22 protein-coding genes and 1 tRNA gene are annotated in these 25,552 nt (G+C 33.4%); 12 read left to right on the top strand and 11 right to left on the bottom strand.

The features are described 5' to 3' along the window. Nucleotides 1–44: 44 nt before the first annotated feature. From aspS to HGK31_RS01655, 5 genes are all read right to left on the bottom strand, one after another. On the bottom strand, nt 45–1,799 hold the full coding sequence (gene aspS, locus HGK31_RS01675) for an aspartate--tRNA ligase (protein WP_104734841.1): 1,755 nt from the start codon (nt 1,797–1,799) through the stop codon (nt 45–47). Nucleotides 1,800–1,897: 98 nt separating this feature from the next. Continuing rightward, entirely contained in the window at nt 1,898–5,404 is a 3,507-nt protein-coding gene (locus HGK31_RS01670; protein WP_191858217.1) for an efflux RND transporter permease subunit, read from the bottom strand. A gap of 29 nt (nt 5,405–5,433) precedes the next feature. Next, entirely contained in the window at nt 5,434–6,618 is a 1,185-nt protein-coding gene (locus HGK31_RS01665) for an efflux RND transporter periplasmic adaptor subunit (RefSeq protein ID WP_191858216.1), read from the bottom strand. An 18-nt stretch (nt 6,619–6,636) separates the two neighbouring features. Next, on the bottom strand, nt 6,637–7,980 hold the full coding sequence (locus tag HGK31_RS01660) for a TolC family protein (RefSeq protein WP_191858215.1): 1,344 nt from the start codon (nt 7,978–7,980) through the stop codon (nt 6,637–6,639). 13 nt (nt 7,981–7,993) lie between these two features. After that, complete coding sequence (locus tag HGK31_RS01655) at nt 7,994–8,602, bottom strand: TetR/AcrR family transcriptional regulator (RefSeq protein ID WP_191858214.1); 609 nt, start codon at nt 8,600–8,602, stop codon at nt 7,994–7,996. 125 nt (nt 8,603–8,727) lie between these two features. On the opposite strand from HGK31_RS01655, the gene HGK31_RS01650 reads away from it, so the two are divergent. Further along, on the top strand, nt 8,728–9,702 hold the full coding sequence (locus HGK31_RS01650) for a polyprenyl synthetase family protein (protein ID WP_191858885.1): 975 nt from the start codon (nt 8,728–8,730) through the stop codon (nt 9,700–9,702). Further along, complete coding sequence (locus HGK31_RS01645; RefSeq protein WP_394368038.1) at nt 9,699–10,049, top strand: hypothetical protein; 351 nt, start codon at nt 9,699–9,701, stop codon at nt 10,047–10,049. Before HGK31_RS01650 ends, HGK31_RS01645 begins: the two co-directional genes overlap by 4 nt. On the opposite strand, the gene HGK31_RS01640 is transcribed toward HGK31_RS01645, so the two are convergent. Continuing rightward, complete coding sequence (locus tag HGK31_RS01640; RefSeq protein ID WP_191858212.1) at nt 10,046–10,588, bottom strand: alpha-ketoglutarate decarboxylase; 543 nt, start codon at nt 10,586–10,588, stop codon at nt 10,046–10,048. The two genes, HGK31_RS01645 and HGK31_RS01640, sit on opposite strands and share 4 nt — an antisense overlap. 116 nt (nt 10,589–10,704) lie before the next feature. On the opposite strand from HGK31_RS01640, the gene HGK31_RS01635 reads away from it, so the two are divergent. Then, the gene (locus HGK31_RS01635) at nt 10,705–13,461 is read left to right on the top strand and encodes a 2-oxoglutarate dehydrogenase E1 component (protein WP_191858211.1); all 2,757 of its coding nucleotides are present in this window, start codon (nt 10,705–10,707) and stop codon (nt 13,459–13,461) included. 29 nt (nt 13,462–13,490) lie between these two features. Continuing rightward, nucleotides 13,491–14,747 (top strand): 2-oxoglutarate dehydrogenase complex dihydrolipoyllysine-residue succinyltransferase, encoded by a 1,257-nt coding sequence (gene odhB, locus HGK31_RS01630; RefSeq protein WP_191858210.1) that lies wholly within the window; start codon nt 13,491–13,493, stop codon nt 14,745–14,747. A 697-nt stretch (nt 14,748–15,444) separates the two neighbouring features. Here odhB and HGK31_RS01625 read toward each other — a convergent pair. Both HGK31_RS01625 and HGK31_RS01620 read right to left on the bottom strand, forming a co-directional pair. Then, complete coding sequence (locus tag HGK31_RS01625) at nt 15,445–16,077, bottom strand: response regulator (RefSeq protein ID WP_104734832.1); 633 nt, start codon at nt 16,075–16,077, stop codon at nt 15,445–15,447. A 66-nt stretch (nt 16,078–16,143) separates the two neighbouring features. Further along, nucleotides 16,144–16,584 (bottom strand): retropepsin-like aspartic protease, encoded by a 441-nt coding sequence (locus HGK31_RS01620; protein ID WP_191858209.1) that lies wholly within the window; start codon nt 16,582–16,584, stop codon nt 16,144–16,146. 54 nt (nt 16,585–16,638) lie between these two features. Between HGK31_RS01620 and HGK31_RS01615 the strand changes: the two genes are divergently transcribed. From HGK31_RS01615 to HGK31_RS01580, 8 genes are all read left to right on the top strand, one after another. Continuing rightward, on the top strand, nt 16,639–17,406 hold the full coding sequence (locus HGK31_RS01615; RefSeq protein ID WP_191858208.1) for a TatD family hydrolase: 768 nt from the start codon (nt 16,639–16,641) through the stop codon (nt 17,404–17,406). A 3-nt stretch (nt 17,407–17,409) separates the two neighbouring features. Further along, entirely contained in the window at nt 17,410–18,441 is a 1,032-nt protein-coding gene (locus tag HGK31_RS01610; RefSeq protein WP_191858207.1) for an asparaginase, read from the top strand. 71 nt (nt 18,442–18,512) lie between these two features. Beyond that, a tRNA-Ser gene (locus tag HGK31_RS01605) sits at nt 18,513–18,600 on the top strand. 75 nt (nt 18,601–18,675) lie between these two features. Beyond that, a complete protein-coding gene (locus tag HGK31_RS01600) occupies nt 18,676–19,449 on the top strand; it encodes a MotA/TolQ/ExbB proton channel family protein (RefSeq protein ID WP_104734829.1) in 774 nt (257 codons plus the stop codon). 26 nt (nt 19,450–19,475) lie between these two features. Then, nucleotides 19,476–19,928, top strand: a complete 453-nt coding sequence (locus HGK31_RS01595; protein WP_104734828.1) for a hypothetical protein — start codon at nt 19,476–19,478, stop codon at nt 19,926–19,928. 2 nt (nt 19,929–19,930) lie between these two features. Beyond that, nucleotides 19,931–20,566 (top strand): ExbD/TolR family protein, encoded by a 636-nt coding sequence (locus HGK31_RS01590; protein WP_104734827.1) that lies wholly within the window; start codon nt 19,931–19,933, stop codon nt 20,564–20,566. Nucleotides 20,567–20,582: 16 nt separating this feature from the next. Then, nucleotides 20,583–21,062: an ExbD/TolR family protein gene (locus tag HGK31_RS01585; RefSeq protein ID WP_104734826.1), complete on the top strand. Its 480-nt coding sequence runs from the start codon at nt 20,583–20,585 to the stop codon at nt 21,060–21,062. 86 nt (nt 21,063–21,148) lie between these two features. Further along, nucleotides 21,149–21,847 (top strand): porin family protein, encoded by a 699-nt coding sequence (locus tag HGK31_RS01580; RefSeq protein WP_191858206.1) that lies wholly within the window; start codon nt 21,149–21,151, stop codon nt 21,845–21,847. Here the strand turns inward: HGK31_RS01580 and HGK31_RS01575 are convergent. The 3 genes from HGK31_RS01575 to asnS form a co-directional block, all read right to left on the bottom strand. Next, complete coding sequence (locus tag HGK31_RS01575) at nt 21,842–22,450, bottom strand: hypothetical protein (RefSeq protein ID WP_233450944.1); 609 nt, start codon at nt 22,448–22,450, stop codon at nt 21,842–21,844. The genes HGK31_RS01580 and HGK31_RS01575 overlap by 6 nt on opposite strands. Continuing rightward, nucleotides 22,447–23,907: an RNA polymerase factor sigma-54 gene (gene rpoN / locus HGK31_RS01570; protein WP_191858205.1), complete on the bottom strand. Its 1,461-nt coding sequence runs from the start codon at nt 23,905–23,907 to the stop codon at nt 22,447–22,449. The genes HGK31_RS01575 and rpoN overlap by 4 nt, the downstream gene beginning before the upstream one ends. A gap of 91 nt (nt 23,908–23,998) precedes the next feature. Continuing rightward, nucleotides 23,999–25,435: an asparagine--tRNA ligase gene (asnS, locus tag HGK31_RS01565; protein WP_191858204.1), complete on the bottom strand. Its 1,437-nt coding sequence runs from the start codon at nt 25,433–25,435 to the stop codon at nt 23,999–24,001. Nucleotides 25,436–25,552: the final 117 nt, after the last annotated feature.

The raw sequence follows: 25,552 nt of genomic DNA, 5'->3' as shown, positions 1-25,552 counted from the left end.
AATTAAAACTACTAAAAAATCCTGCATTTAGCAGGATTTAATTTTTATGATTTCAAATTCAATTTTAAACTCAATTCTTGAAGTTGCTCCTCGTCAATAGGCGCAGGCGCATCAATCATGACATCACGCCCAGCATTATTTTTAGGAAATGCAATAAAATCTCGAATCGTTTCTTGACCACCTAAAATGGCAACTAGTCGGTCTAGTCCAAATGCTAGACCACCATGAGGAGGTGCTCCATATTGAAAAGCATCCATTAAAAAACCAAATTGTGCTTTAGCTTCTTCTTCGGTAAATCCTAAATAATCAAACATTAAAGCTTGTGTTTCTTTGTCATGAATTCTTATAGAACCACCACCAATTTCATTGCCATTTAAAACTAAATCGTATGCATTAGCTTTTACTTCGCCTGGATTGGTTTTTAATAGTTCTATCTGTCCGGGTTTAGGTGAAGTGAACGGGTGATGCATGGCATGATAACGCTCGGTTTCTTCATCCCATTCTAATAATGGAAAATCCATAACCCAAAGTGGTGCAAATTCGTTAGGCTTTCTTAAGCCTAGACGTTCAGCTAATTCCATACGTAAAGCACTTAATTGAGCTCTTACTTTGTTTGTCTCACCTGATAATACACAAATTAGATCGCCTGGTTTCGCTTTAGTAGCTTCTGCCCATTTAGCTAAATCATCTTGGTCATAAAATTTATCAACTGATGATTTGAATGAACCATCCTCATTATACCTGCAATAAACCATGCCTAATGCACCAACTTGAGGACGTTTTACCCAATCAATAAGCTTATCAATTTCTTTTCTAGTATAAGAATTTCCACCAGGAACAGCAATTCCAACAACCAATTCAGCTGAATTGAATACATTAAAATCTTTATGTTGTGCAACTTGATTTAACTCGCCAAATTCCATTCCAAAGCGGATATCTGGTTTATCATTACCATACAATCGCATCGCATCGTCATAGAGCATTCGAGGGAACTTTTCAATATCAACACCATTTATTTCTTTAAGAAGATGTCTTGTTAAACCTTCAAAAGCATTTAAAATATCCTCTTGCTCTATGAATGCCATTTCACAATCTATCTGTGTAAACTCAGGCTGTCTATCTGCACGTAAATCTTCATCTCTAAAGCACTTTACAATTTGAAAATACTTATCCATGCCACCAACCATTAGCAATTGTTTAAACGTTTGAGGTGATTGTGGTAGCGCATAAAACTGACCTTCATTCATTCTACTTGGAACTACAAAATCGCGAGCACCTTCAGGCGTAGATTTTATTAAATAAGGTGTTTCAACTTCAATAAAGCCTTGTTTTGATAAATAATTTCTAACTTCCTGTGTAACTTTATGTCTAAATATCAAACTGTTTTTAACAGGATTACGTCGAATATCTAAATAGCGGTATTTCATTCGGATGTCTTCACCGCCATCGGTTTTGTCTTCAATAGTGAACGGTGGCAATTTAGCTTCGTTTAAAATGTTTAATTCTGAAACCAATAATTCTATGTCACCCGTTGGGATGTTCGGGTTTTTCGAGGCACGTTCAATGACTGTTCCTTTTACTTGAATAACAAATTCCCGACCTAGATTTTGAGCTTTTTTCATCATATCTTTAGACGTACGCTCTTCATCAAAAACCAATTGAGTAATACCATACCTATCACGTAAATCGACCCAAACAATAAATCCTTTGTCACGAGATTTTTGTACCCAACCTGCTAACGTTACTTCTTCGTTGATATGTGATGCTCTTAATTCACCACAATTATGACTTCTATACATAATCTAAATTTAGAGTTGCAAATTTAATGAAGTTAAATGATTATCAAATTAAAAAAGCCCTAACATTTGTTAGGGCTCATTTAGCTATTAATCAATCTTTATTCAAGGGATAAGGATTCGCTTTCAGGTTGTATAGATCCCATACGTTTTTTTCTAATCCACATTTTAAGCTTCATTATTAAGAAAAATAAAACTGGCACTATGATAAGGGTTAAAAATGTCGCTACAAATAGTCCATAGATTACGGTCCAAGCTAAAGGACCCCAAAAAACCACGTTATCACCACCAATATAAATATTAGGGTCAAAGTCTTTGAAAAGCGTAAAGAAGTTAATGTTAAAGCCAACAGCCAATGGTATTAAACCTAAAATTGTTGTAATGGCTGTAAGTAAAACAGGACGTAAACGTGCTTTTCCAGCTTTTACGATAGATTCAAATAAATCTTCTGTCTCCAAGTAATCATTGTCACTTAAATTAAGTTTTACTTTTTTACGATCAATCAATAATTGAGCATAATCCAATAAAACAACTCCATTGTTAACCACAACACCAGCCAGAGAAATGATGCCAACCATGGTCATCATTATTACGAAGGCACTTCCTGTTATGACAATGCCGCCAAAAACACCTATTAAACTCAAAAATATAGCTAACATGATTATGGCAGGTTTTGATATGGAGTTAAACTGGAAGATTAAAATAAAGAATATAAGGCCTAAACCTGTAAAGAAAGCTCCCATTAAAAAAGCCATTTGCTTATTTTGTTCTTCAATTTGACCAGTATAATCTATTTTAATGTTTTGTGGTAAACCCTCAAAACTTTTCATTTCGTTTCGTATTTGATTTACTACTGCACCAGCATCTGTATAACCAGGAGCTAAAGCTGAATAAACGGTTACGACACGTTTAGTGTCTTTATGTTTTATGGCACTAAAACCAGATGTGTTCTCGTAGGTAGCTACAGCTGAAACAGGAATTTCCTTGATTTGCCCTGAAGCCATATCTCTAAAGGTTATTTTTTGATTAAAAAGGGCACTTTTATTATAGCGATTTTCTTCATTAAACCTCACATAGATATCATAATCATCACCATCTTCTTTGTAAATACCAGCTTTTGAACCAAAAATAGAATTTCGAAGTTGTTGTCCAACCTGCGATGCACTAATACCTAATTCACCCGCTTTTTCACGGTCAACAACAACACGCATAACGGGTTTGTCTTTATTCACATCTATTTTAAGTTCATCAACACCTGCAACATTTTTACTATTAATAAACTCGCGCATTTGTTCAGCAGTATTGATTAATTCATCGTAATCTTTACCTTCTATTTCAATATTAATAGGCGATCCAGCAGGTGGTCCAGCTGCATCTTTTTCAACAGAAATCAAAACGCCAGGATAAATGCCAACTAAAGCTTTTTGAACTTTTTGACGTAAAACCTCACTGTCTTCACCTTGGCGGTATTTAAACTCTCGCATGGAAGCTGTTATTTTAGCTTTATGAGGCATTTCAGCTGCCGAACCACCATCTGTTTGAGGATTTCCGGCACCTTCACCAACTTGCGAAACAGCGCTTTCAACCATAAAATTGTAATTACCATCTTTATACTGTGAGTCATCCAATACGTTATATACACGTTTTTCAATTTCTTTTGTGATGGCATTGGTTTTTTCAATAGCAGTTCCTTCAGGATATTCGATGTAAACTATGATTTGATTAGGGATATTATCTGGAAAAAACTCTACTTTGGTACGTTGTGTAGAAAGGGAAGCGCCAAAAGCCATAAAAGCTACTATTAATAATAAGAACGTACCAAAACTCAACGCATAGGGTTTCCAACCTGATAGTGCCCAGCGCAACGTTCTTTCGTAAAAACGCTCTAGCTTGACTAATGTTTTAGTTTGAAAATTATTAGCCCACTTTCGTAAGAATAAGCGATAAACCCATAACATTATGGCCGTAAAGACCATAAGTGTTCCTAATGCTCTATATTCGCCTGCCACGAAATAAACCAGTAAGCCTAGTAAAGCCATAACTGAAGTGAGAGTGACAATTCGTTTTAAAGGCATGTTTTTATCTTCGATTTTCATGAATTGAGACACCAACACTGAATTAAAAAATATGGCAACAAAAAGAGAAGAACCTAAAACAATAGATAATGTTTGAGGTAAAATCATCATAAATTCACCCATAATTCCTGGCCATAACCCAAGAGGGATAAAGGCTGCAACTGTTGTTGCTGTTGAAATGATAATTGGAAAAGCTATTTCGCCAATACCTTTTTTAGCAGCTTCAATACGACTCATGCCTTCTTCGTCCATTAAACGATAAACGTTTTCTACAACAACAATACCGTTGTCAACTAACATACCAAGTCCCATAATTAATCCAAACAACACCATCGTATTTAGGGTAATGCCAAACATATTTAAAATCATGAGTGACATGAACATAGACATAGGTATTGCAAATCCTACGAAAATGGCATTTTTGAAACCTAAAAAGAACATTAAAACCGTTACTACCAGAATAACACCAAAAATAATGTTGTTAACCAAGTCATCAACTTGGCCAATTGTTACGGATGATTGGTCGTTGGCAATTGTTACTTCTAGATCAGGAGGAAAAACATCTGTTTTAGCAATTTTTACAATCTCTTGAATCTGTTCAGCCGCAGCCACCATGTTTTTTCCAGCACGCTTCTTTACATCAAGCATAACAACAGGCTCACCATATTCCCTAGCAAACGTGGTTTTATCTTCTTCATGAAAACTAACCGTTGCAATATCTTTAAGGTAAATTGGATTGTCTCGTTCTGATTTTACAACAAAATTTTCTAGTTCATCAGGGTTTTCAATTTCTCCAAGAATTCTTATCGTTCTTCTTTGCCCGCTTGCTTTTATATTTCCAGCAGACATAGTTACATTACCGCCTTTGATGGCATTTATAACATCGTCAAAAGAAACTTGGGCAGCCATCATTTTGTAAATATCAACAGCTACTTCAACTTCTTTTTCTTGAGCACCACGAATGGCTACTTCTTTAATTTCTAGTAAATCTTCAATTTCATCTTGAAGATATTCACCGTATTCTTTGAGTTTCTCAACAGGGTAATCTCCAGAAATATTTATATTGAGTATGGGCATTTCTTCAGACATACTCAAATCAAAAACATCAGGTTCTACTTTAGCACCATTAAAAGTTGGCCAATCTTCTCCAGTGGTTTTTGATTCTACTTCATCTTTCACTTTTAGCTTGGCATCTTCAACTGAAATACCTTCATCAAATTCTATAACAACCATAGAATAATCCTCTTGAGACGTAGAGGTTATCTCAACAACATTACTAACGGTTTTTAACTCGTCTTCTAACGGATCTGTAATAAGCTTTTCAATATCCTCGGCTGTATTGCCAGGATAAATGGTACTAACATATATTTTAGTTTCGTTTACTTCTGGGAAATTTTCTCTTGGCATTTCAAAAAATGCTGATAACCCTAAATAAAAGAACACTAAAATCAGGACATAAATTGTGGTTTTATTATTAATGGCCCATGATGATAGTCCAAATTCTTTATCGACTTTTTTCTGTCTTTCGGTCATGTTTTAAATCTTTTGGCTAATAAGTTAGTTTATTGCGCATCTTTCTTGTAATCAATAACCTTAACGGTTTGACTGTCTTTTACACTACGTGCACCTTCCTTTATAACTTCGGTGTTATCTTTTATTCCAGAAAGAACCTCAATAACATCGCCTTGCGTTTTGCCAGTTGTAATAATGGTTTTTTTTGCTATGCCTTCATTATCACTGTTCTTATCTGCTACGGTATAAACATATTGTTCGCCTTCAGCATTTTCAGAAATCACACTTTGTGGGATTAAAATAGCGTCTTTACTCGTATAATCGTTTATTTTGAGTCTTGCTGTTAAGTTTGGTTTAATATTTTTTTCTGAATTAGGAATAGCAACTTCAACTTTAAAGGTTCTATTGGCAGGATTAATGAAATCACTTGCCTGACGAATTTCTGTTTCAATGGTTTTATTTAATACTGGAAACTCAACCACAACATGTTTTCCTTTAGTTACGTCTTCAATATAACGTTCAGGAACCTCTGTTTCAATGTACATGTTATCAAGATTTACCAAACGAAAAAGTTGCGATTGTCCTGCAGCTACGACACTACCTTGTTCTGTGATAACATCATCTATTGTTCCTGAAAAAGGGGCTCTTACAACTGTTTTAGCAATTTGTTGCTCCAATTGATTAACGGCTTTTGCTTGTGCCTCATAATTGGATTTTGCCTGTAAAAACTGAATTTCACTTCCTATATTTTGATCCCAAAGGCGTTTTTGTCTTTCATAGGTTGTTTTGGCTAATTCAGCTTGAATTTGCAACTGGGCTAATTGTTGGCTTAATCCACCATCATCAATTTTGGCAAGGGTTTGCCCTTTTTTTACTTTTTCACCTTCTTTAACATAAATACGTGTTAGGATGCCATTATATTCTGGTGTGATAACCAAAAGATCTTTTGTTGTGACATTTCCTTGTATTTCAAAGTAATGATTAAAGGCTTGGTTTTTAGTTTTAAATGTAGTTATCAGTGGGATTTTTTTAACGGTATCTACTTTTGAAATCGCCTGATCTAATGTTGTTAATTGGTCGTTTATTGTTTGTTGTTGCTCAATTATTTCAGCTCTTTTTTTACGCATGAGCTCAAGATTGTTGGAGCTTATCACACTTTCGAGTGAATTTTTCTTATCGCTACCACAGGAGGTTATGATAAGAGTTAGAATGGCGATTGATAATATATTTTTCATGATAGTCTAATTAATAGCTTAATAATTAACAGTGTTTAAAATGGTTTCTAGTTCTGCTTTTGTTGCAATAACATTAAGCATAGATTGTAAATACTCTTGTTGGGCTGTATATAATTGTGTCTGCGCTTGTCTTAAATCAAAACTAGAAGCAATGCCTTCAAAGAATTTAGTTTCGTTTTTTGATTCTATGCGTTCAGCAAGATTTAGGTTGTCTTTCTTATTAGCGTATTCATCAATGGCAAATTGATAGGCGCTTTTGGCATTGGCAATTTGAAATTGTAACTGCTGTTCGGTTTCAGTAAGTTCTTCTTTAGCTTTTTCAACATTTATTTTTGCACGCTGTGTTGCGGCACTACGCATTCCTGAACTGAATATTGGTATAGACATACCAACACCAAATAATGCCTGACCATACCATTGTTGATTATTGTTAGTAAAAGTGAACTCATCATTAAAGCCATTGTAGCCTGCAGATACAAATGCATTCAGTCGTGGTAAAAAGGTGCTTTTTTCTAATTTTAAGAGTAGTTCTTGCGTTTCCATGTAATTGGCAGCAATTCTATAATCTATAGTGTTCTCAACATTTGAGTCAGCACTTAAAATATCTAACGAAATATTTTGAAGTGTGAGTGTTTCAAGGTCATCGGTCAAAACAATATCTGTATTAACATCTAAACCAAGCGTAATGTTGAACATTTTATAAGCCAAATCTTTTAAGCGGATGTTGTTGTTCAAATAGTTTTTTAAATTGGATAAGGTAATTTGAAGTTGCTCTACGCTTTCTTCTTCCTCAAGACCGTTCTCGTAAATTTTAGTCGTTTCTTCAAGGTTTTTTTCTAGAACAGCAATGTTATTGTTTACAATTTTTAAGCTTTCTTCAGCTAACAAAATGTTACCATATGAATTGATTACGGCATTACGCACTTCAAGGTCTGTTTTGATTTTTGAATTTTCTGAAATGAGTAAATAAACCTTTGCTGCTTGCAGGCCAACTAGGTAAGAGCCATCAAAAAGCAATTGATTTAAAGTGGCGCCAACATTCATGCTTTGCTGTGTGCCAAATACAACAGGGACAAAAGTGCCAGGCTCACCACCTGCAATTTCTCCAGGAATTAAGGAGACTTGTTGTTTTATCCAGTTTTGGTAGTCAATATTACCATTTATTTGTGGTAAGCCTGTAGCTGTTGTTTCCCATTTTTCTTTTTTGGCTATCTCAATATCACGAACAGCGTTTTTAGCATTTCTATTGTTTTCTAAAGCAAAATCTATGGCTCCAGATAAACTAAAACTATAGCTGCTTTCTTGAGCAAAGCTTAACCTAGATAAAAAGAAACTGAATAGTATGATTAATGTATATTTCATTGTTTTAGTACAGTTATTGATTTTTGGTTTGATTGATAATTTTATTTAATATTTGGTTACCCTTATCTGTACAAATACCACGTAAATGATATTCTAAATAATTTTCCAACAATACATTCATTGAAAAATGTGTTAAGGGGAATAAGTCCTGATCCTTAAGCGATACCATGCCATTAAAATATAATCTAGCTATAAAGTCAATGTGTATATTGTTTCTATAAAGTCCGTCTTTAACACCTCGCTCTAGATTTGCAGTTACACATGTTTGCATAACTTCAAATTGTTTAGACTTTAATGTTGAGAAAATTTTAGGGTAATACTTTTGTAATTGATATTGAGGTGATGATTTCTCATTTTTTAAATGCTCCATCACAAAGTTCTTTATATCGTAAAGTTCTTCAATAGGGTTCTTTTTAAGCTCGCAAATACAATCAATACCATGCGATATAACATCAAACATGTGCAAAGTTGTAGCTTCTACCAGCTTGGTCTTATTATCAAAATGTTGATAAATCGTTTTTTTTGAAATCCCCAAATTATTGGCAATATCATCCATGGTTACACTTTTAAAACCATAGGTCAAAAACAATTCTGCCGAGTGTGTTAAAATCTTTTCTCTCATAATTCAGGATGCAAAAGTAAGCAAGGAAACTTTAAAAACAATAAAAGTTTCCCAAGTTTTAATAATTTCTTAACATTAGGATAAACTAGTTGTGTTTATGACTACAATTGCATTATTTTTGCATGATGCAGAATATTCCATTTTATCAAGAGGCTTTTGTGGACTATCTTCAGAAGTTTATAAAACACCGAGAGCCTGAAAGGTTATATAAGCCTATCAATTATATTTTAGAATTGGGAGGAAAGCGTTTAAGACCAGTCTTAACACTTCTAACAACAGAAATCTTTGATTGCGATTATAAAAAAGCGTTAGATGCTGCTTTAAGTATCGAGGTATTTCATAATTTCTCATTAATACATGATGATATTATGGATGACGCACCGTTAAGAAGAGGTCAAGAGACGGTTCACGAAAAATGGGATATTAATACGGGAATATTATCAGGTGATGCCATGCTTATTATGGCTTATCAGTTGTTTGAAAATTATGATACTAAAACATTCCACGCATTAGCTCAATTATTTAGTAAAACCGCTTTGGAAGTTTGTGAAGGACAACAATATGATGTGGATTTTGAAACGCAAGATTATGTTGAAATTCATGAGTACCTAAAAATGATAGAATATAAAACGGCCGTATTGGTTGGTGCTGCTATGAAAATGGGAGCAATCGTTGCTCAAGCTAGTGTTGAAGACCAGAATAGTATTTATGAGTTTGGTAAAAACTTGGGGATAGCTTTTCAGCTTCAAGATGATTTTTTGGATGCTTTTGGAGATCCAAAAACTTTTGGGAAACAAGTTGGAGGAGATATTATTGAAAACAAAAAAACATATCTGTTTCTAAAAGCCTTAGAGCTGTCTAATGAAAACGATAAATTACAATTGGTGCATTTATATAGCTTATGTCCTTCAGATCAAACGGATAAAATAAATTCCATAAAGCAAATTTTTATTGATTCGGGAGCTAATGAAGCCACTAAACAAGCCATTGTTAATTATACCAAAAAAGCTATGGATGTTTTAGATAATTTAGAGGTTTCTGATAATAAAAAAGAGATATTAAAAAATTTCGGGAGCGAATTAATGAATCGTAAAGTATAGTGAATTTACCCATTTCATATGATGAATTGATTCAGGAAGCAAACGACTTAAATCTTTATGGTAAACTTATAAATCAGTTAAATAAAGATTTTGGTCTGGCCAATATTCAGTTGGAGTTTGATGAAACTGTTTTGCCAACCAGTTTAAAGTTGATTCTGCATGAAACTATCTATAAATTGATTCAAGAAAAATTTATGGAATATTTAAATTTATTATACATAATTGACGTTCCAGAAAAAAAAGTTAAACAACTTGATAGTCATGACATGGTTGAATTGTCAGAGCACATCACTTTTTTAATTCTTCAAAGGGAATGGCAAAAGGTTTGGTACCGCAATAATTATTAGAAATAGAAGCGTATAAATGGAGCCCAAGAATTTGCATAAATACTTTGATCCCTGTCATATAGTACATCAAATCGAATACCAATAGTTGCTGATACAGATTCGCTAAAAATACTATATCCAGCACCTAGAAATAAAGCAGGATACCAATAATCTTCGTCTATAAAGGGAGTGGATTTATCATAATTTCTATTGACATTTAATTGTTCAAATTCTGCTGACAATTGAACTTCTCTTATGGGATTGAAAAGCCCAATAATGCTTCCCCCAATAATAGATGATCTGTAAAAGTTTTTACTTTCGTTATAAGTGTAATTCAAACCCAATCCTGCAGCAACTTGAGGGCTAAACCTATAAATAGCGCTGGGAGCTATTGTACCACTAAAAAAACCGTCACCAAAACTTAAGCCCAAACCTCCACCAATTGCTACATGATTCCAAAAATCACTTTTTTGATTTTGAGATAAAACTGTTGTTTGAAAACAGCATAAAAGAAGTAGAAATAATAATACCTTATGCAATCTAGTGTGATCTTTTTTCATTTTCATTTTTTTTGAAGCAATAATCATGTTATAAAAATAATAAAACCATATCTAATTTTACTAAAAGTTGTACTTTTGTATAAATTTTATCGACAAGATTCAGTTTTAAGTCATTTATGGATAAATATTCCTTTTTAAACGCCGCACATACAGCCTATTTTGCTGATTTATACGAACAATATTTAGAAAACCCAGATTCCATTGAGCCTAGTTGGAGAGCTTTCTTTCAAGGTTACGATTTTGGGAGTGAAAATTATGGAATGAACGGCGAGATTGTTGAAGGTGTTTCAACCCAAGTGCCAGAGCATGTTCAAAAGGAGTTTCAAGTAGTGAAACTTATTGATGGATATAGAACACGTGGGCATTTATTTACCAAAACAAATCCTGTTAGAGCTAGAAGAAAATATGCTCCCACACTTGAAATTGAGAATTTCGGGCTGTCTCAAGCTGATATGGATTCGGTTTTTAGTGCTGGCGAAATATTAGGAATTGGATCACAAACGTTAAGGCAAATTGTAAATCACCTTGAAAATATTTACTGTGACTCCATTGGAATTGAATACATGTATATTAGAAAACCTGAAGAAATTCAGTGGATTCAAAATAAGCTAAACATAAATGATAATCAGCCAAAATTTTCTGCTGATGAAAAAAGACACATCCTTAAAAAACTAAATGAAGCTGTTTCGTTTGAAACTTTTTTGCATACTAAATATGTGGGTCAAAAACGATTTTCATTAGAAGGAGGGGAATCTCTAATTCCAGCATTGGATACGCTTATTGAAAAAGCTTCAGAATATGATGTTAAGGAATTTGTCATGGGAATGGCTCATAGAGGTCGTTTAAGTACACTTACTAATATTTTTGGGAAATCAGCTAAAGATATTTTTAGCGAGTTTGATGGTAAAGATTATGAGCAGGAAGTATTTGATGGTGATGTAAAATATCATTTGGGATGGACAAGTGATCGTACAACAGATTCAGGAAAAAAAATAAATTTAAATATAGCACCAAACCCTTCGCATTTGGAAACTGTTGGAGCTGTAGTAGAAGGGATCACTCGAGCAAAACAAGATGATAAATACCCTGAAAATCCATCTCAAGTATTACCAATTGTGGTACATGGTGATGCAGCTATTGCAGGACAAGGGTTAGTTTATGAAGTGGTTCAAATGGCTCAATTGGAAGGCTATAAAACCAACGGAACCATACATATAGTAGTTAATAACCAAATTGGTTTTACAACTAATTATTTGGATGCTCGATCAAGTACTTATTGTACTGATGTTGGTAAAGTTACTCTTTCACCTGTTCTACATGTTAATGCTGATGATGCTGAAGCTGTAGTTCATGCTATGTTATTCGCATTAGATTTTAGAATGACATTTAAACGTGATGTGTTTATTGATTTATTGGGTTACAGAAAGTATGGTCATAATGAAGGTGATGAACCTCGTTTTACGCAACCTTTACTTTATAAAGCTATAGCGAAACATAAAAACCCAAGAGATATTTATGCTGAAAAGCTAAAGGCTGAAGGTATTGTTGATGATGCTTTTGTGAAGAAGTTAGAAGAAGATTATAAAGCGTCATTAGAAGAGAAATTAGAAGATTCCCGTAAAGAAGACAAAACAGTTATCACACCATTTATGGAAAATGAATGGGTGAACTATACTACTGTTGAGGAAGACAAAATGATGAAGCCGGTTGATACAACGTATTCAAAGGAAGGCTTGTCTAAAATCACCGATGTAATTTCAACTTTACCTAGCGATAAAAAATTCATCCGTAAAATTTCCAGACTGGTTGAGTCTAGAAAAACCATGTTCGATGAGGATAAATTGGATTGGGCTATGGCTGAACATTTAGCTTATGGAACCCTTTTAGAAGAAGGTTATGATGTCCGTATTTCGGGTCAAGATGTTGAACGTGGGACATTTTCTCATCGCCATGCAGTAGTTAAAGTTGAAGATAGTGAAGAAGAGGTGGTTTTGCTAAATCAAATAAGTGATAGTCAAGGTAGATTTTTCATTTATAATTCACTGCTTTCAGAATATGGAGTGGTAGGTTTTGATTATGGTTATGCTATGGCAAGTCCTAAAACATTAACTATTTGGGAAGCTCAATTTGGAGACTTTAGTAATGGTGCTCAAATCATGCTAGATCAATACATTTCAGCAGCTGAAGACAAATGGAAGTTACAAAATGGTTTAGTCATGTTATTGCCACATGGGTATGAAGGTCAAGGAGCAGAGCACTCATCGGCTCGTATGGAACGTTATTTACAGCTGTGCGCCAAAGACAATATGTTTGTAGCAGATTGCACAACACCAGCCAATATGTATCACTTATTGCGAAAGCAAGTTAAAGCTAACTTTAGAAAACCTTTAATAGTTTTCACGCCAAAAAGTTTGTTGCGTCATCCACTTGTCGTCTCGACCGTTGATGAATTTGCTAACGGTAGTTTTCAAATGTTAATTGATGATGCTAGTGCAAAAGCAGATAGGATTAAATCCTTGGTTTTTGTGACAGGTAAATTTTATTATGATTTATTGGAAGAACGAGAAAAATTAGAACGTAAGGATGTAGCATTGGTAAGAATAGAGCAATTATTTCCTTTGCCAACAGACGATATAAAAGCAGTTTTAAAAAAATATAAGAACGCTGACGATGTGGTTTGGGCACAAGAAGAACCAAGAAACATGGGAGCCTACAGTCACATGTTGATGCATTTGGATGAAGCAAAATCTTTCAGAGCAGCAACACGAAGACCTTATGGGGCTCCTGCAGCTGGAAGTTCTGTGCGATCAAAAAAACGTCATCAAGAAGTTATAGATTTTGTATTTGATAAATCTAAAAACAATCAATATTAAAAAAATAAAAAACTAAAATAGGTAACACAATGATTTTAGAAATGAAAGTTCCGTCACCGGGAGAGTCTATCACAGAAGTAGAAATAGCAACTTGGTTAGTAGAAGATGGTGATTATGTAGAAAAAGATCAAGCTATTGCAGAGGTGGATAGTGATAAAGCTACTTTAGAGTTACCAGCAGAGGCAAGTGGAACAATAACACTGAAAGCAGAGGAAGGAGACGCTGTTGCTGTAGGCGCAGTTGTTTGTTTAATAGATACTAGTGCAGAACCATCAGCAGATGCGAGTACTACATATAAAGGTGGCGATGAAGGTGGAAATCAAGATGATGTTGAGAAAGACTTGGCAAAAGATCAAAAAGAAACAAAAGATACTGGAGCAAAAGCAGCTAATCCAGCAAAAGACACCTATGCATCAGGTGTAGCTAGTCCAGCTGCAAAAAAGATTCTTGCTGAAAAAGATATGAAAGCAAGTGAGGTTAATGGAACTGGTAAAGATGGTCGTATAACAAAAGAAGATGCCGTTAAAGCAACACCCTCAATGGGAACGCCAACAGGTGGTAATAGATCATCGTCTAGAAGTAAAATGTCTATGTTGCGTAGAAAAGTAGCTGAACGTTTGGTAGAAGCGAAAAACACAACAGCCATGTTGACAACCTTTAATGAGGTAGATATGTCACCTATTTTTGAATTGCGAAAAGAATACAAAGAAACCTTTAAAGAGAAGCATGGTGTTGGTCTAGGCTTTATGTCTTTCTTTACGTTGGCAGTTGTACGTGCGTTAAAAATGTACCCAGCTGTTAATTCCATGATAGATGGAAAGGAAATGATTAGTTATGATTTTGTTGATATTTCAATAGCCGTATCAGGACCAAAAGGATTAATGGTGCCAGTTATAAGAAATGCAGAAAATTTATCATTTAGAGGAGTTGAAGCTGAAGTAAAACGCCTGGCAATTCGTGCTAGAGATGGCCAAATAACTGTAGATGAAATGACTGGAGGAACTTTTACAATATCAAACGGTGGTGTTTTTGGAAGTATGTTGTCAACACCTATTATAAATCCACCTCAAAGTGGTATATTGGGTATGCATAATATCGTAGAACGACCAGTAGCTGTTGATGGTAAAGTTGAAATTAGGCCAATAATGTTCGTGGCTCTTTCTTATGATCATAGAATTATTGATGGTAAGGAATCTGTTGGATTTTTGGTGGCTGTGAAAGAAGCATTGGAAAATCCTGAAGAGTTATTAATGGATAATAATATTAAGAAAGCATTGGAGCTTTAGAGAAATGAATTACTTAAATTGAAAAGCGCAACCTTTAAAGGTTGCGCTTTTTTCTTGATATGAAATTAACTAACTAAAAAATATAACAAGAATATTTATTGAAATAACTATTGATACTAATAAAATGATACCAATAATAAAGTATTTGTTTGTGCCAGTGTCATTTTCCATTAGAATACGGTTTATAGATTTGGGGACTTTTTTATTTAAGTAAAGATAGCAGGTAAACTTCTTTTAAAAAATACGTACTTGTACGTATTTTTATTTCCATTTGAAATTGAATAAAAAAACTCCATGTTATTTTACTAACACAGAGTTTCAAAATAATTCTCCCTAAGAACTAATTAATAGCACGGTAAAGGTAAGGTGGATTATTGGTGTAAAAAATACGTACTTATACGTATTTTTTTCTGCTTGAATACTTCCAAAAAAAAGAAGGCTTTCTTGAATAAACGAAAAAGCCTTCTATAATTCTCCCTATAAGAATCAATTAATAGCATTGTAAAGGTAAGTGATATATTTCTATTAAAAAATACGTACTTATACGTATTTTTTCTGCTTAAATAATTCCAAAAAAAGAAGGCTTTTCCGAATGAACAAAAAAAGCCTTCTGTAATTCTCCCTTTAAGAATCAATTAATAGCATTGTAAAGATAAGGGATATGACTCTATTAAAAAATACGTACTTGTACGTATTTTTATAGCAGGCTTTTATTTTTGCTAGCCCATAAAAATAATGAAGATGGTCTATTTTCCAGATTGAGTTTATGAACAATATTGCTTCTGTGAGTTGTAACTGTTCTAAATGAAATATCAAGTATTTCAGCTATTTGCTGACTCGTTTTGTTTTCTGATATGAGCTTTAAAATTTTAACTTCAGACTTGGTTAACTTTTGTATCTCACCAGGTTTTGCAGATGGAACAGAAGATTTTAGGTACGAAGCAATTTCTTCACTAAAATAAGGCTGCCCTTCAATTACATGGCTAATACACATTTCAATCTCTTCTATAGCAAACTCTTTTAGAATGTATCCGTAAATGTTTAATTCTTTTGCCTTATCATAAAGTTCTTCTCCTTTATCAAAAGTTATTAAAATAATTTTTGTCTCGAGGTTATTTTTAAAACATTCTTCAGCAACTTCCAAACCAGTTCTAAAAGGCATCCTAATATCCAAGATTGCTAAATCTGGTTTTTGTTTTACAATTAAATTGTAAGCTTCATTGCCATTGGTAGCACTACCAATTATGTTATAGCCTTTTGAAGTTAAAAAATCGCTCAAACCCCTTAACATTAAAGGATGGTCATCGGCGATTATTATGGAGGTGTTCATGGAATATTTTTAGTTAAACTAATAATAAAGTAGAGTTCACAATATACTTAAATCATAGGATTTGTACTACAATTTTAAGTATAAATATTTCTTTTCATAATCAATAATGGCTTTTGATTTTTTCAATATATCAGCTCCAATAATGCCGTCAACTGGTTGAGCGTTATGTGCAATTAACGCAGTATTAACATGAGTCATATTAAAGAGAATCAATGCTATTTTATTTTTTTTCCATTTCCCAATTTTTACATGGTTCTTTTTCGAAATTTGTGTCAACATACCTGTAGCACCAGCACCTGCCGCTTTTACTTCAGAGTCTTTTGCTTTTAGTTTAAAAGTTTCAATAGCATCAAAACCAACACATGAACTTGAAGCACCTGTGTCTAAAATAAACAATCCTTTGACGCCATTAATGGTGGCTTTTATTTCAAAATGATTTGTTTTAGTGAGCTTTAATTTAATTTTTGCATACCCTTTTTCTGTAAGAAACTCTTTGAGGCTTTCCATAAACTATCTGTTTTATTGCAAAGGTAATAATGTAAAAAGATATATTTTTGCTAAATGATAATAACGGATACACATACTCATTTATATAGCGAAGCATTTGATTCAGAAAGAGACGACATGATTCAAAGAGCTATTAATGCAGGTGTTACGCGGTTTTTTATTCCAGCTATTGATTCACAATATACTTCTGCCATGTTACAGTTGGAAAAAGATTATCCTGAAAATATTTTTTTAATGATGGGCTTGCATCCAACATCAGTAAAGGAGAATTATATTGTGGAGTTAGCCCATGTTGAGGATATGCTAGCTACGAGACCTTTTTATGCAGTTGGTGAAATAGGCATTGACCTGTATTGGGATAAAAGCACATTAGAAATTCAAAAGAAGGCTTTTAAACGACAAATTCAATTAGCTAAAAAGTATAAATTACCAATAGTTATTCATTGCAGAGAAGCATTCGATGAGATTTTTGAAGTTCTTGAATCTGAAAAGTCAGATGATTTATTTGGAATTTTTCATTGCTTTACCGGAACAAAAGAACAAGCTCAAAGAGCTATTTCCTTTAACATGAAGTTAGGTATTGGAGGTGTAGTTACTTTTAAAAATGGCAAAATAGACCAATTTATAAATGAAATAGATTTAAATAATATAGTTTTGGAAACCGATTCCCCTTATTTGGCTCCCAAACCATACAGAGGAAAACGTAATGAAAGTAGTTATATAGTAAAAGTGTTAGATAAATTGTCTGAACTGTATAATATACCTAAAGAAAGAATTGCTGAAATTACTACTCAAAACTCGTATGAAATATTTAAAGTATAAATAATGAACAAGTTGCAACCAAACATACTTTTAATTTATACTGGCGGAACTATTGGTATGATAAAAAATGCTAATACTGGAGCCTTGAAGTCTTTCGATTTTAATAATTTATTGAAGCAAATACCAGAACTTAAACTTTTAAGTTGTAATATTTCAACGGTGTCTTTTGAAAATCCTATTGATTCTTCAAATATGAATCCTAAATATTGGGTTCAAATAGCAGAAATAATTGAAAAACATTATGACCAATTTGATGGCTTTGTTGTTTTACATGGAAGTGATACCATGAGTTATTCGGCATCTGCTTTGAGTTTTATGTTGGAAAATTTGGCAAAACCAGTCATACTTACTGGGTCACAACTTCCTATTGGTGACCTTAGGACAGATGCCAAAGAAAATTTAATTACCTCCATACAAATGGCTTCATTGCAGTTGCGTAATAAGCCGTTAATAAGGGAAGTGGGTTTGTATTTTGAATATAAATTATATCGAGGAAACCGTACGACAAAAATAAATGCTGAACATTTTGAAGCTTTTGAATCATTAAATTATCCGCATTTAGCTGAATCAGGTGTTCATATCAAAATAAATAAAGAAGCTTTGTTTGCGCCAAATGCAAGGAAGAAATTAGTCGTACATAAAACATTAGATAATAATATTGCGCTCATAAAATTATTCCCGGGAATCTCTGAAATAGTTCTAACAAGCATATTAGAAACACCTAATCTAAAAGGTGTTGTTTTGGAAACCTATGGAGCAGGAAACGCCACAACAGAGGATTGGTTTATAGATTTAATCTCCAAAACTCTCAAAAAAGGTATTCATGTAATCAATGTGACGCAATGTTCCGGTGGGAGTGTTGCTATGGGACAATATGAAACCAGTTCACAACTAAAAAATTTAGGTGTAATATCTGGTAAAGATATCACGACTGAAGCCGCAATAACCAAATTAATGTACTTGATTGGAGAGAAAATTTCTAATAAAACCTTCAAAACAGTATTTGAAACCTCTTTAAGAGGAGAAATGGCATAAAATTAACTTTCAAAATTTTCCCTTTTGCTAGTTTTTTTGTTATTTGGCACACTGTAATAAGAAACAATTACAGAGAGGTGGCCGAGTGGTCGAAGGCGCACGCCTGGAAAGTGTGTATACGCCAAAAGCGTATCGAGGGTTCGAATCCCTTCCTCTCTGCTGTAATTTTAATTTTTTAATTACATTTTTTTTATATCTTTAACACTTTAACTAATAAAATTAAGAACAAGAACAATGAAAAGATTATTTTCTATCCTAGCCATTATGTGTTTTATGGCAATCGGAACAGTAAATGCAACTACAAATGCAGCTACAAGTGCAACGGCAGTTGTTAACACAATCCAAGAAGAAGCTACTGAAGAAGCTGCTGAAGAAACATTAGGATTTCATCAAGAATTAAAAAAGCGTTTTATTGAAGGTGGTCCAGGGTTTATGGGAATTGTATTATTATGTTTAATTCTTGGTTTAGCCATAGCTATTGAGAGAATTATCTTTTTAAACCTTTCTACAACAAATACAAAAAAATTGACTCAAGATGTTGAAGATGCATTACAATCAGGTGGTGTTGATGCAGCCAAAGAAGTTTGTAGAAATACTAAAGGACCTGTAGCTTCTATATTCTATCAAGGTTTAGATAGAACAGATGAAGGTATTGAGGCTGCTGAAAAAGCAGTTATCGCTTATGGTGGTGTTCAAATGGGACAATTAGAAAAGAATGTATCATGGATTTCTTTATTCATCGCTTTAGCACCAATGTTAGGGTTCATGGGTACGGTAATTGGTATGATTCAAGCTTTTGATAAGATTGAAGCTGCTGGTGATATGCAACCATCACTTGTTGCAGGAGGTATTAAAGTAGCTCTTTTAACAACGGTATTTGGTCTAATCGTTGCAATTATTCTTCAAATTTTCTATAACTATATCATTGCTAAAATTGACAGTATTGTTAATGATATGGAAGATGCATCTATCACATTGATGGATTTATTGATTAGAAATAAGAAGTAATAATTAATCACAACTATACAAAAATTATGGGTTTACATAAAATTTTAAAAATAATAGCAGCTATTTTAGCGCTAGCAGGGATTATCTTTTTAGTTAGGATAATCAATGAAGGCGATGAAGCTATTAAAGCTGCCGCAATGAGTGGTGATACTGCAATTGTTGAACCTATGGCTATTGTAGCCTATATAATCATGGCTCTTACAATTGTATTTGTATTGATTTTTGTGCTAAAAAATCTATTTACTAATACAGCAACTTTAAAAAACACACTTATAGGTGTAGGGATTTTTGCAGCTGTTCTCGTTATAGCTTATGCTGTTTCAGGTGGCGATACAAATGAATATTTCTATAATGGCGTAGAAGCTACAGAAAGTGAATCACATATGGTAGGTGCTGGGTTAGTTGCCTTCTATATACTAATATTGGCAGCAGCGGCTACAATGTTGCTTTCCGGAATGAAAAAAGTAATAAATAAATAATTATGGCTAAAAGATCAGCACCAGAAGTTAATGCAGGTTCAATGGCTGACATTGCTTTCTTACTATTGATTTTCTTTCTAGTAACAACTACAATCGAAATAGATTCAGGATTGAACAGAAAGTTACCACCAATAGAGGAAACAGAACCACCAATTATTAAGGAACGAAATATATTTCAGTTAACTGTTAACCGTAACAACGATTTATTGTTGAAAGCTAATGGTAATGATGGGGAATTGATAAAACTTAAAGATCTGCGTAAAAAAGCAGTAGCCTTTTTAGATAATGGAGGTGGCAAGGGTGAAGATGCCTGTGCAAAATGTAAAGGAAAGAAAAACCCTCAATCTTCTGATAATTTTGAAAAAGCCATTATATCATTGCAAAATGATAGAGCAACAAGCTATGAAACTTATATTGCTGTGCAGAATGAAATAATTGCGGCATATAATGAATTGCGTAATAGAGAGTTTGAATTGGCCTACCCATCCCTAAACATGAGTTATGTTGAAGCTGATAAAATGTATTCTGATCCAAAAACATCAGCAGCTGATAAAGCTAGTTTAAAGGATAAGATTGAGGCAATTAAATTATTGATTCCGCAAAAGTTTTCAGAAGCCGAACCAAAAAAATCAAATTAGATAAACAGTAAAATTTATGTCTAAATTTAAAAAGAAAAAAGGAGGCGATTTACCAGCTATATCTACAGCATCATTACCTGATATTGTATTTATGTTGTTATTCTTCTTTATGGTAGCAACGGTAATGCGTCAAAACACGTTAAAAATAGAAAACACGTTACCAGCTGCAGATCAGGTTGAAAAGCTTGCTAAAAGAAACTTATTAATGTACATATATGCTGGTAAACCAAGTAGTTCTTACAAGGATATGGGTACAGTTGCCAGACTGCAACTAAATGATAAGTTTGCTGACGTATCTGAAATTGCTGCTTTTATTGCTGCTGAACGCGACAGTAAGCGTGAAGAAGAAATACCTTACTTAACTACAGTTTTGAGTGTTGATAAAGAAACTAACATGGGACTTGTTTCTGATATTAAACAGGAATTAAGAAAGGTAAACGCTTTAAAAATAAATTATAAAACTCGAAAGGGAGATGCCTTGAGAGATTTAAAATAATTAGAGTCTTAATTTTATAATTTATGGCGTACAGAGAAATCTGTACGCCATTTTTTATTATTTTGAACAACGTTTTAAACACCCATATGAAAAATATATTATTGGTAATAATTGCTTTTATTGGCTATACTAATTGTTACGCTCAAGTAGAAACGGATTCTATTAAAAAGGAGACGGATAGTAAGTATAGAGAAGATCAATTTTATATAGCAGTAACTTATAATTTACTAGGCAATAAACCCGATATGGTTTCACAAAGTGGTTTTTCTAGCGGATTTCATTTAGGGTTTATTAGGGATTTTCCTATAAATAAAAGGCGCAATTGGGCTTTAGGATTAGGGTTGGGCTTATCTTCAAACTCATTTAACCATAATTTCCTTATACAGGAAGATGGTGCTGGTTATGATTACATAGTTTTGGACAAAAGTGATATAGACTACACCAAAAACAAGTTTACAATGTACATGGTTGAAATGCCACTTCAAGTAAGATGGCGAACTTCTACAAGTGATGATTATAAATTTTGGCGAATTTATACAGGATTAAATATTGGATATGTAGTATATAGCTCTTCAAAGTTTAAAGGTGATTTAGGAACCATAAGAGAGGGGAATATAAAATCGTTTAATGATTTTCAATATGGATTAACGGTAAGTACTGGATATAATACTTGGAATATTTATTTTTATTATGGTCTTAATCCAATTTTCGATAATATTTCTGTAAATGATGTTTCTGTTGATATGAACGCTATAAAAGTAGGGCTCATATTCTATATTTTATAACCAATAATTCACCAGAATCAACTGTGGGATAAAACCCATAAAAAAGCCTACAACAAGTTCTTTGTAGCTGTGAGCTTTCATATGCAATCTGGAGGTTGCTATGGCACCAATCAAAATAGCCATTAATGCTAATGTGCCATTTATATTTATACTGAAATGGATACTTAAAGCTACATAAAACATAAAAATTCCAGCTATTCCAGCCATGTGTAAACTAGCCTTAAATTTTAAGAAAGCTAAAATCAAACAGCTCAATGTGGTTATTAAAATTCCGATAAAAAAGTAATACAGTTCAATAATTTCACTACTTGGTAAAACACGCATCAAAATGAGCAAGATAATAATGCTATTAAGTATCAATGGGGTAATGCGTTCTTGAGTGGACTCAAGATATATGGTTGAGGTTTTGCCCATGGTTTTTAATAAAAAGTATAACAGAATAGGAAGCAAAACAGTTAGAATAAAAAGTGAAATTATTTTTGCTTGAATAATTTCAATAGGAATATATCTAGGGGATTTAGAAAAATAAAACAAGACACCTAACATAGGCATCAATATAGGATGAAAAATAAATGAGATACTTTTTAAAATAGCATTCATCATATTTTCTTGCGTAATCGAGCCACAGGTATGTCAAGTTGCTCTCTGTATTTTGCTACTGTACGTCTTGCAATGGGGTAACCTTTCTCTTTTAGTATTTTGGCTAAAGCCTCATCAGTCATTGGTTTTTTCTTGTTTTCATTTTCAATAACTGTTTCAAGAATTTTTTTGATTTCTCTAGTTGAAACTTCTTCACCTTGGTCATTGGTCATGGATTCTGAAAAGAACTCTTTAATGAGTTTTGTGCCATAAGGTGTGTCCACGTACTTACTGTTTGCAACTCGTGATACCGTAGATACATCCATATCAATTTCATCAGCTATATCCTTTAAAATCATTGGGCGTAGTTTGCGCTCATCGCCTGTTAAAAAATATTCCTTTTGGTAGTGCATAATAGCACTCATAGTGACAAATAATGTCTGTTGACGTTGTTTAATAGCTTCTATAAACCACTTGGCAGCATCTAGTTTTTGCTTGATAAATTGAACGGCATCTTTTTGAGATTTTGATTTGTCCTTACTATCCTTATAACCTTTAAGCATATTGCTATATTCTCGCGAGACATGTAACTCTGGTGCATTTCGGCCATTTAGTGTTAGCTCTAATTCGCCATCAACAATTTTAATAGCAAAATCAGGAACAACATGTTCAACAATTCTATTGTTTCCAGCATAAGAGCCACCGGGTTTTGGGTTTAAATGTTCAATAACACCTATCGCACCTTTTAATTGGTCTTCAGTGATGTCAAATTTTTGCAACAATTTTTTATAATGCTTTTTGGTAAACTGTTCAAAGGCGTTATCAATGATGTTAATTGCTAATTCGGAGTCAGCCGTTTTTTCTTTTCTATGTAATTGAATACTTAAACATTCCTGTAAGTTCCGTGCCCCAACACCAGCAGGATCCAATTGGTGGACTATTTTTAAAACGGACTTTATCTTGTCTTCATTAGTATAAACATTTTGAGTGAATGCTAAATCATCCATAATGTCACTTAAATCACGACGAATATAACCGCTCTCATCAACGCTTCCAACTAAAAATTCGGCAATATCACGTTCTTCGTCATCCAACCTGAAGGTGTTTAACTGGTTTATTAAATGTTGTGTAAACGATGTGCCAGCAGCATAAGGCATACTTTTTTCGTCATCATCAGCACTATAATTATTGGCTTGTGTTCGGTAATCTGGTATCTCATCATCACTTAAATACTCATCAACATTAATATCTTCAGAATTAATAGATTCACTTTCATCATAATCATCAGCACTATTATCAAATGTGTCGTCAAAATCATCCTCTGAAGATTCTTTACCGCCTTCTAGCGCAGGATTTTCTTCTAATTCCTGTTTTAATCGTTGTTCAAAAGCTTGTGTAGGCAGTTGTATTAGCTTCATCAACTGGATTTGTTGAGGCGATAATTTTTGCGATAATTTAAATTGTAAATACTGTTTGAGCATTTTTTGATTTTGGGTTTTTATAAAAATAAAAAAAACAATCTACATTTATTATTTAACGTAGATTGTTTTCAATAATTATCTAAATTATTTTTTAAAACTCGGCATTTTGAGGTGTTCGCGGGTAAGGAATCACATCACGAATATTACCCATTCCAGTTGCAAACATAACTAATCGTTCAAACCCAAGTCCAAACCCTGAATGTACAGCGGTTCCGTATTTTCTTAAATCTAAATACCACCATAATTCTTTTTCATCAATATCTAAAGCTTTCATCTTATCTTTTAGTACATCTAAACGCTCTTCACGTTGTGAACCACCAACCATTTCACCAATACCAGGGAATAAGATATCCATAGCACGTACAGTTTTTCCGTCTTCGTTTAATCGCATATAGAATGCTTTGATATTTGCTGGATAGTCAAATAATATAACGGGACATTTAAAGTGTTTTTCTACTAGAAAACGTTCGTGCTCACTTTGCAAATCGGCACCCCATTCATTTATTAGATACTTGAATTTCTTTTTCTTATTTGGTTTGCTATTCTTGAGAATATCAATAGCTTCCGTATAACTTACACGCTTAAAGTTATTTTCTACTACAAACTTTATTTTTTCAATAAGGTTCATATCAGAACGTTCAGCTTGAGGTTTAGTTTTTTCCTCATCCAAAAGGCGGTTATTTAAAAACTCTAAATCTTCAAAATTATGTTCTAAAACATACTTTAAAACATACTTCATAAAATCTTCAGCCAAATCCATGTTGCCATCCAAATCCATAAAGGCAACTTCTGGTTCTATCATCCAAAATTCTGCTAAATGACGTGATGTATTAGAATTTTCAGCTCTAAACGTAGGGCCAAATGTATAAACTTTGCCAAGTGACATAGCATATGTTTCAGCTTCTAACTGACCAGAAACGGTTAAGTTTGTTTCCTTGCCAAAAAAATCTTCTTTATAATCAACTTCACCTTCTTCATTTAAAGGCGGGTTTTTAGCATCTAAAGCACTCACACGAAACATTTCTCCGGCTCCTTCAGCATCACTACCAGTAATAATAGGTGTGTGCATATAGTAGAATCCATTTTCATTAAAATACTTGTGAATAGCAAATGACAGTGATGATCTCAAACGCATAACAGCACTAAACGTGTTCGTTCGTGTACGCAAATGAGCATTTTCTCTTAAAAATTCAAACGAATGCTTTTTAGGTTGAATTGGGTAGGTTTCAGGGTCAGAATCCCCCAAAACAGAAATCTTTGAAACTTGAATTTCAACTTTTTGACCTTTCCCTTGGCTTTCAGTCAATTCGCCAAAAACATGGACAGCAGCACCTGTAGTAATGCGTTTTAATAGCGATTCATCAAGATTTTCAAAATCAACAACACATTGAATATTATTCAATGTTGAGCCATCATTTAAGGCTATAAATCTGTTGGCACGGAAGGTACGTACCCATCCTTTTATTTCTACTTCATGTAAGGCATTAATATCCTTATTCAATAATTCTGCTACGGTATGCGTTTTCATGTGTTAATTTTTATTTGTTTTTAATGGTCACATGTAATCTTTGATGACCAAAATAATCATTGGGTTGAATGTCAAAAGATTATTTTGTCACGTCGGTTTCATCTATAAAAAATTTTG

Origin of the sequence: Hanstruepera ponticola (assembly GCF_012931685.1) — a bacterium.
Taxonomy (GTDB): Bacteria; Bacteroidota; Bacteroidia; order Flavobacteriales; family Flavobacteriaceae; genus Hanstruepera; species Hanstruepera ponticola.
Note: the sequence above shows the minus strand (reverse complement) of the source record. Positions and strands in the feature narration are given on the sequence as shown.

Coding starts and splice junctions, on each gene's coding strand:
- HGK31_RS01665 (WP_191858216.1), bottom strand. CDS start 6,618: ATGAAAAATATATTATCAATCGCCATTCTAACTCTTATCATAACCTCC.
- rpoN (WP_191858205.1), bottom strand. CDS start 23,907: ATGCTCAAACAGTATTTACAATTTAAATTATCGCAAAAATTATCGCCT.
- HGK31_RS01580 (WP_191858206.1), top strand. CDS start 21,149: ATGAAAAATATATTATTGGTAATAATTGCTTTTATTGGCTATACTAAT.
- HGK31_RS01670 (WP_191858217.1), bottom strand. CDS start 5,404: ATGACCGAAAGACAGAAAAAAGTCGATAAAGAATTTGGACTATCATCA.
- odhB (WP_191858210.1), top strand. CDS start 13,491: ATGATTTTAGAAATGAAAGTTCCGTCACCGGGAGAGTCTATCACAGAA.
- HGK31_RS01635 (WP_191858211.1), top strand. CDS start 10,705: ATGGATAAATATTCCTTTTTAAACGCCGCACATACAGCCTATTTTGCT.
- HGK31_RS01650 (WP_191858885.1), top strand. CDS start 8,728: ATGCAGAATATTCCATTTTATCAAGAGGCTTTTGTGGACTATCTTCAG.
- HGK31_RS01585 (WP_104734826.1), top strand. CDS start 20,583: ATGTCTAAATTTAAAAAGAAAAAAGGAGGCGATTTACCAGCTATATCT.
- HGK31_RS01655 (WP_191858214.1), bottom strand. CDS start 8,602: ATGAGAGAAAAGATTTTAACACACTCGGCAGAATTGTTTTTGACCTAT.
- asnS (WP_191858204.1), bottom strand. CDS start 25,435: ATGAAAACGCATACCGTAGCAGAATTATTGAATAAGGATATTAATGCC.
- HGK31_RS01615 (WP_191858208.1), top strand. CDS start 16,639: ATGATAATAACGGATACACATACTCATTTATATAGCGAAGCATTTGAT.
- HGK31_RS01640 (WP_191858212.1), bottom strand. CDS start 10,588: ATGAAAAAAGATCACACTAGATTGCATAAGGTATTATTATTTCTACTT.
- HGK31_RS01620 (WP_191858209.1), bottom strand. CDS start 16,584: ATGGAAAGCCTCAAAGAGTTTCTTACAGAAAAAGGGTATGCAAAAATT.
- HGK31_RS01590 (WP_104734827.1), top strand. CDS start 19,931: ATGGCTAAAAGATCAGCACCAGAAGTTAATGCAGGTTCAATGGCTGAC.
- HGK31_RS01575 (WP_233450944.1), bottom strand. CDS start 22,450: ATGATGAATGCTATTTTAAAAAGTATCTCATTTATTTTTCATCCTATA.
- HGK31_RS01660 (WP_191858215.1), bottom strand. CDS start 7,980: ATGAAATATACATTAATCATACTATTCAGTTTCTTTTTATCTAGGTTA.
- aspS (WP_104734841.1), bottom strand. CDS start 1,799: ATGTATAGAAGTCATAATTGTGGTGAATTAAGAGCATCACATATCAAC.
- HGK31_RS01600 (WP_104734829.1), top strand. CDS start 18,676: ATGAAAAGATTATTTTCTATCCTAGCCATTATGTGTTTTATGGCAATC.
- HGK31_RS01625 (WP_104734832.1), bottom strand. CDS start 16,077: ATGAACACCTCCATAATAATCGCCGATGACCATCCTTTAATGTTAAGG.
- HGK31_RS01595 (WP_104734828.1), top strand. CDS start 19,476: ATGGGTTTACATAAAATTTTAAAAATAATAGCAGCTATTTTAGCGCTA.
- HGK31_RS01610 (WP_191858207.1), top strand. CDS start 17,410: ATGAACAAGTTGCAACCAAACATACTTTTAATTTATACTGGCGGAACT.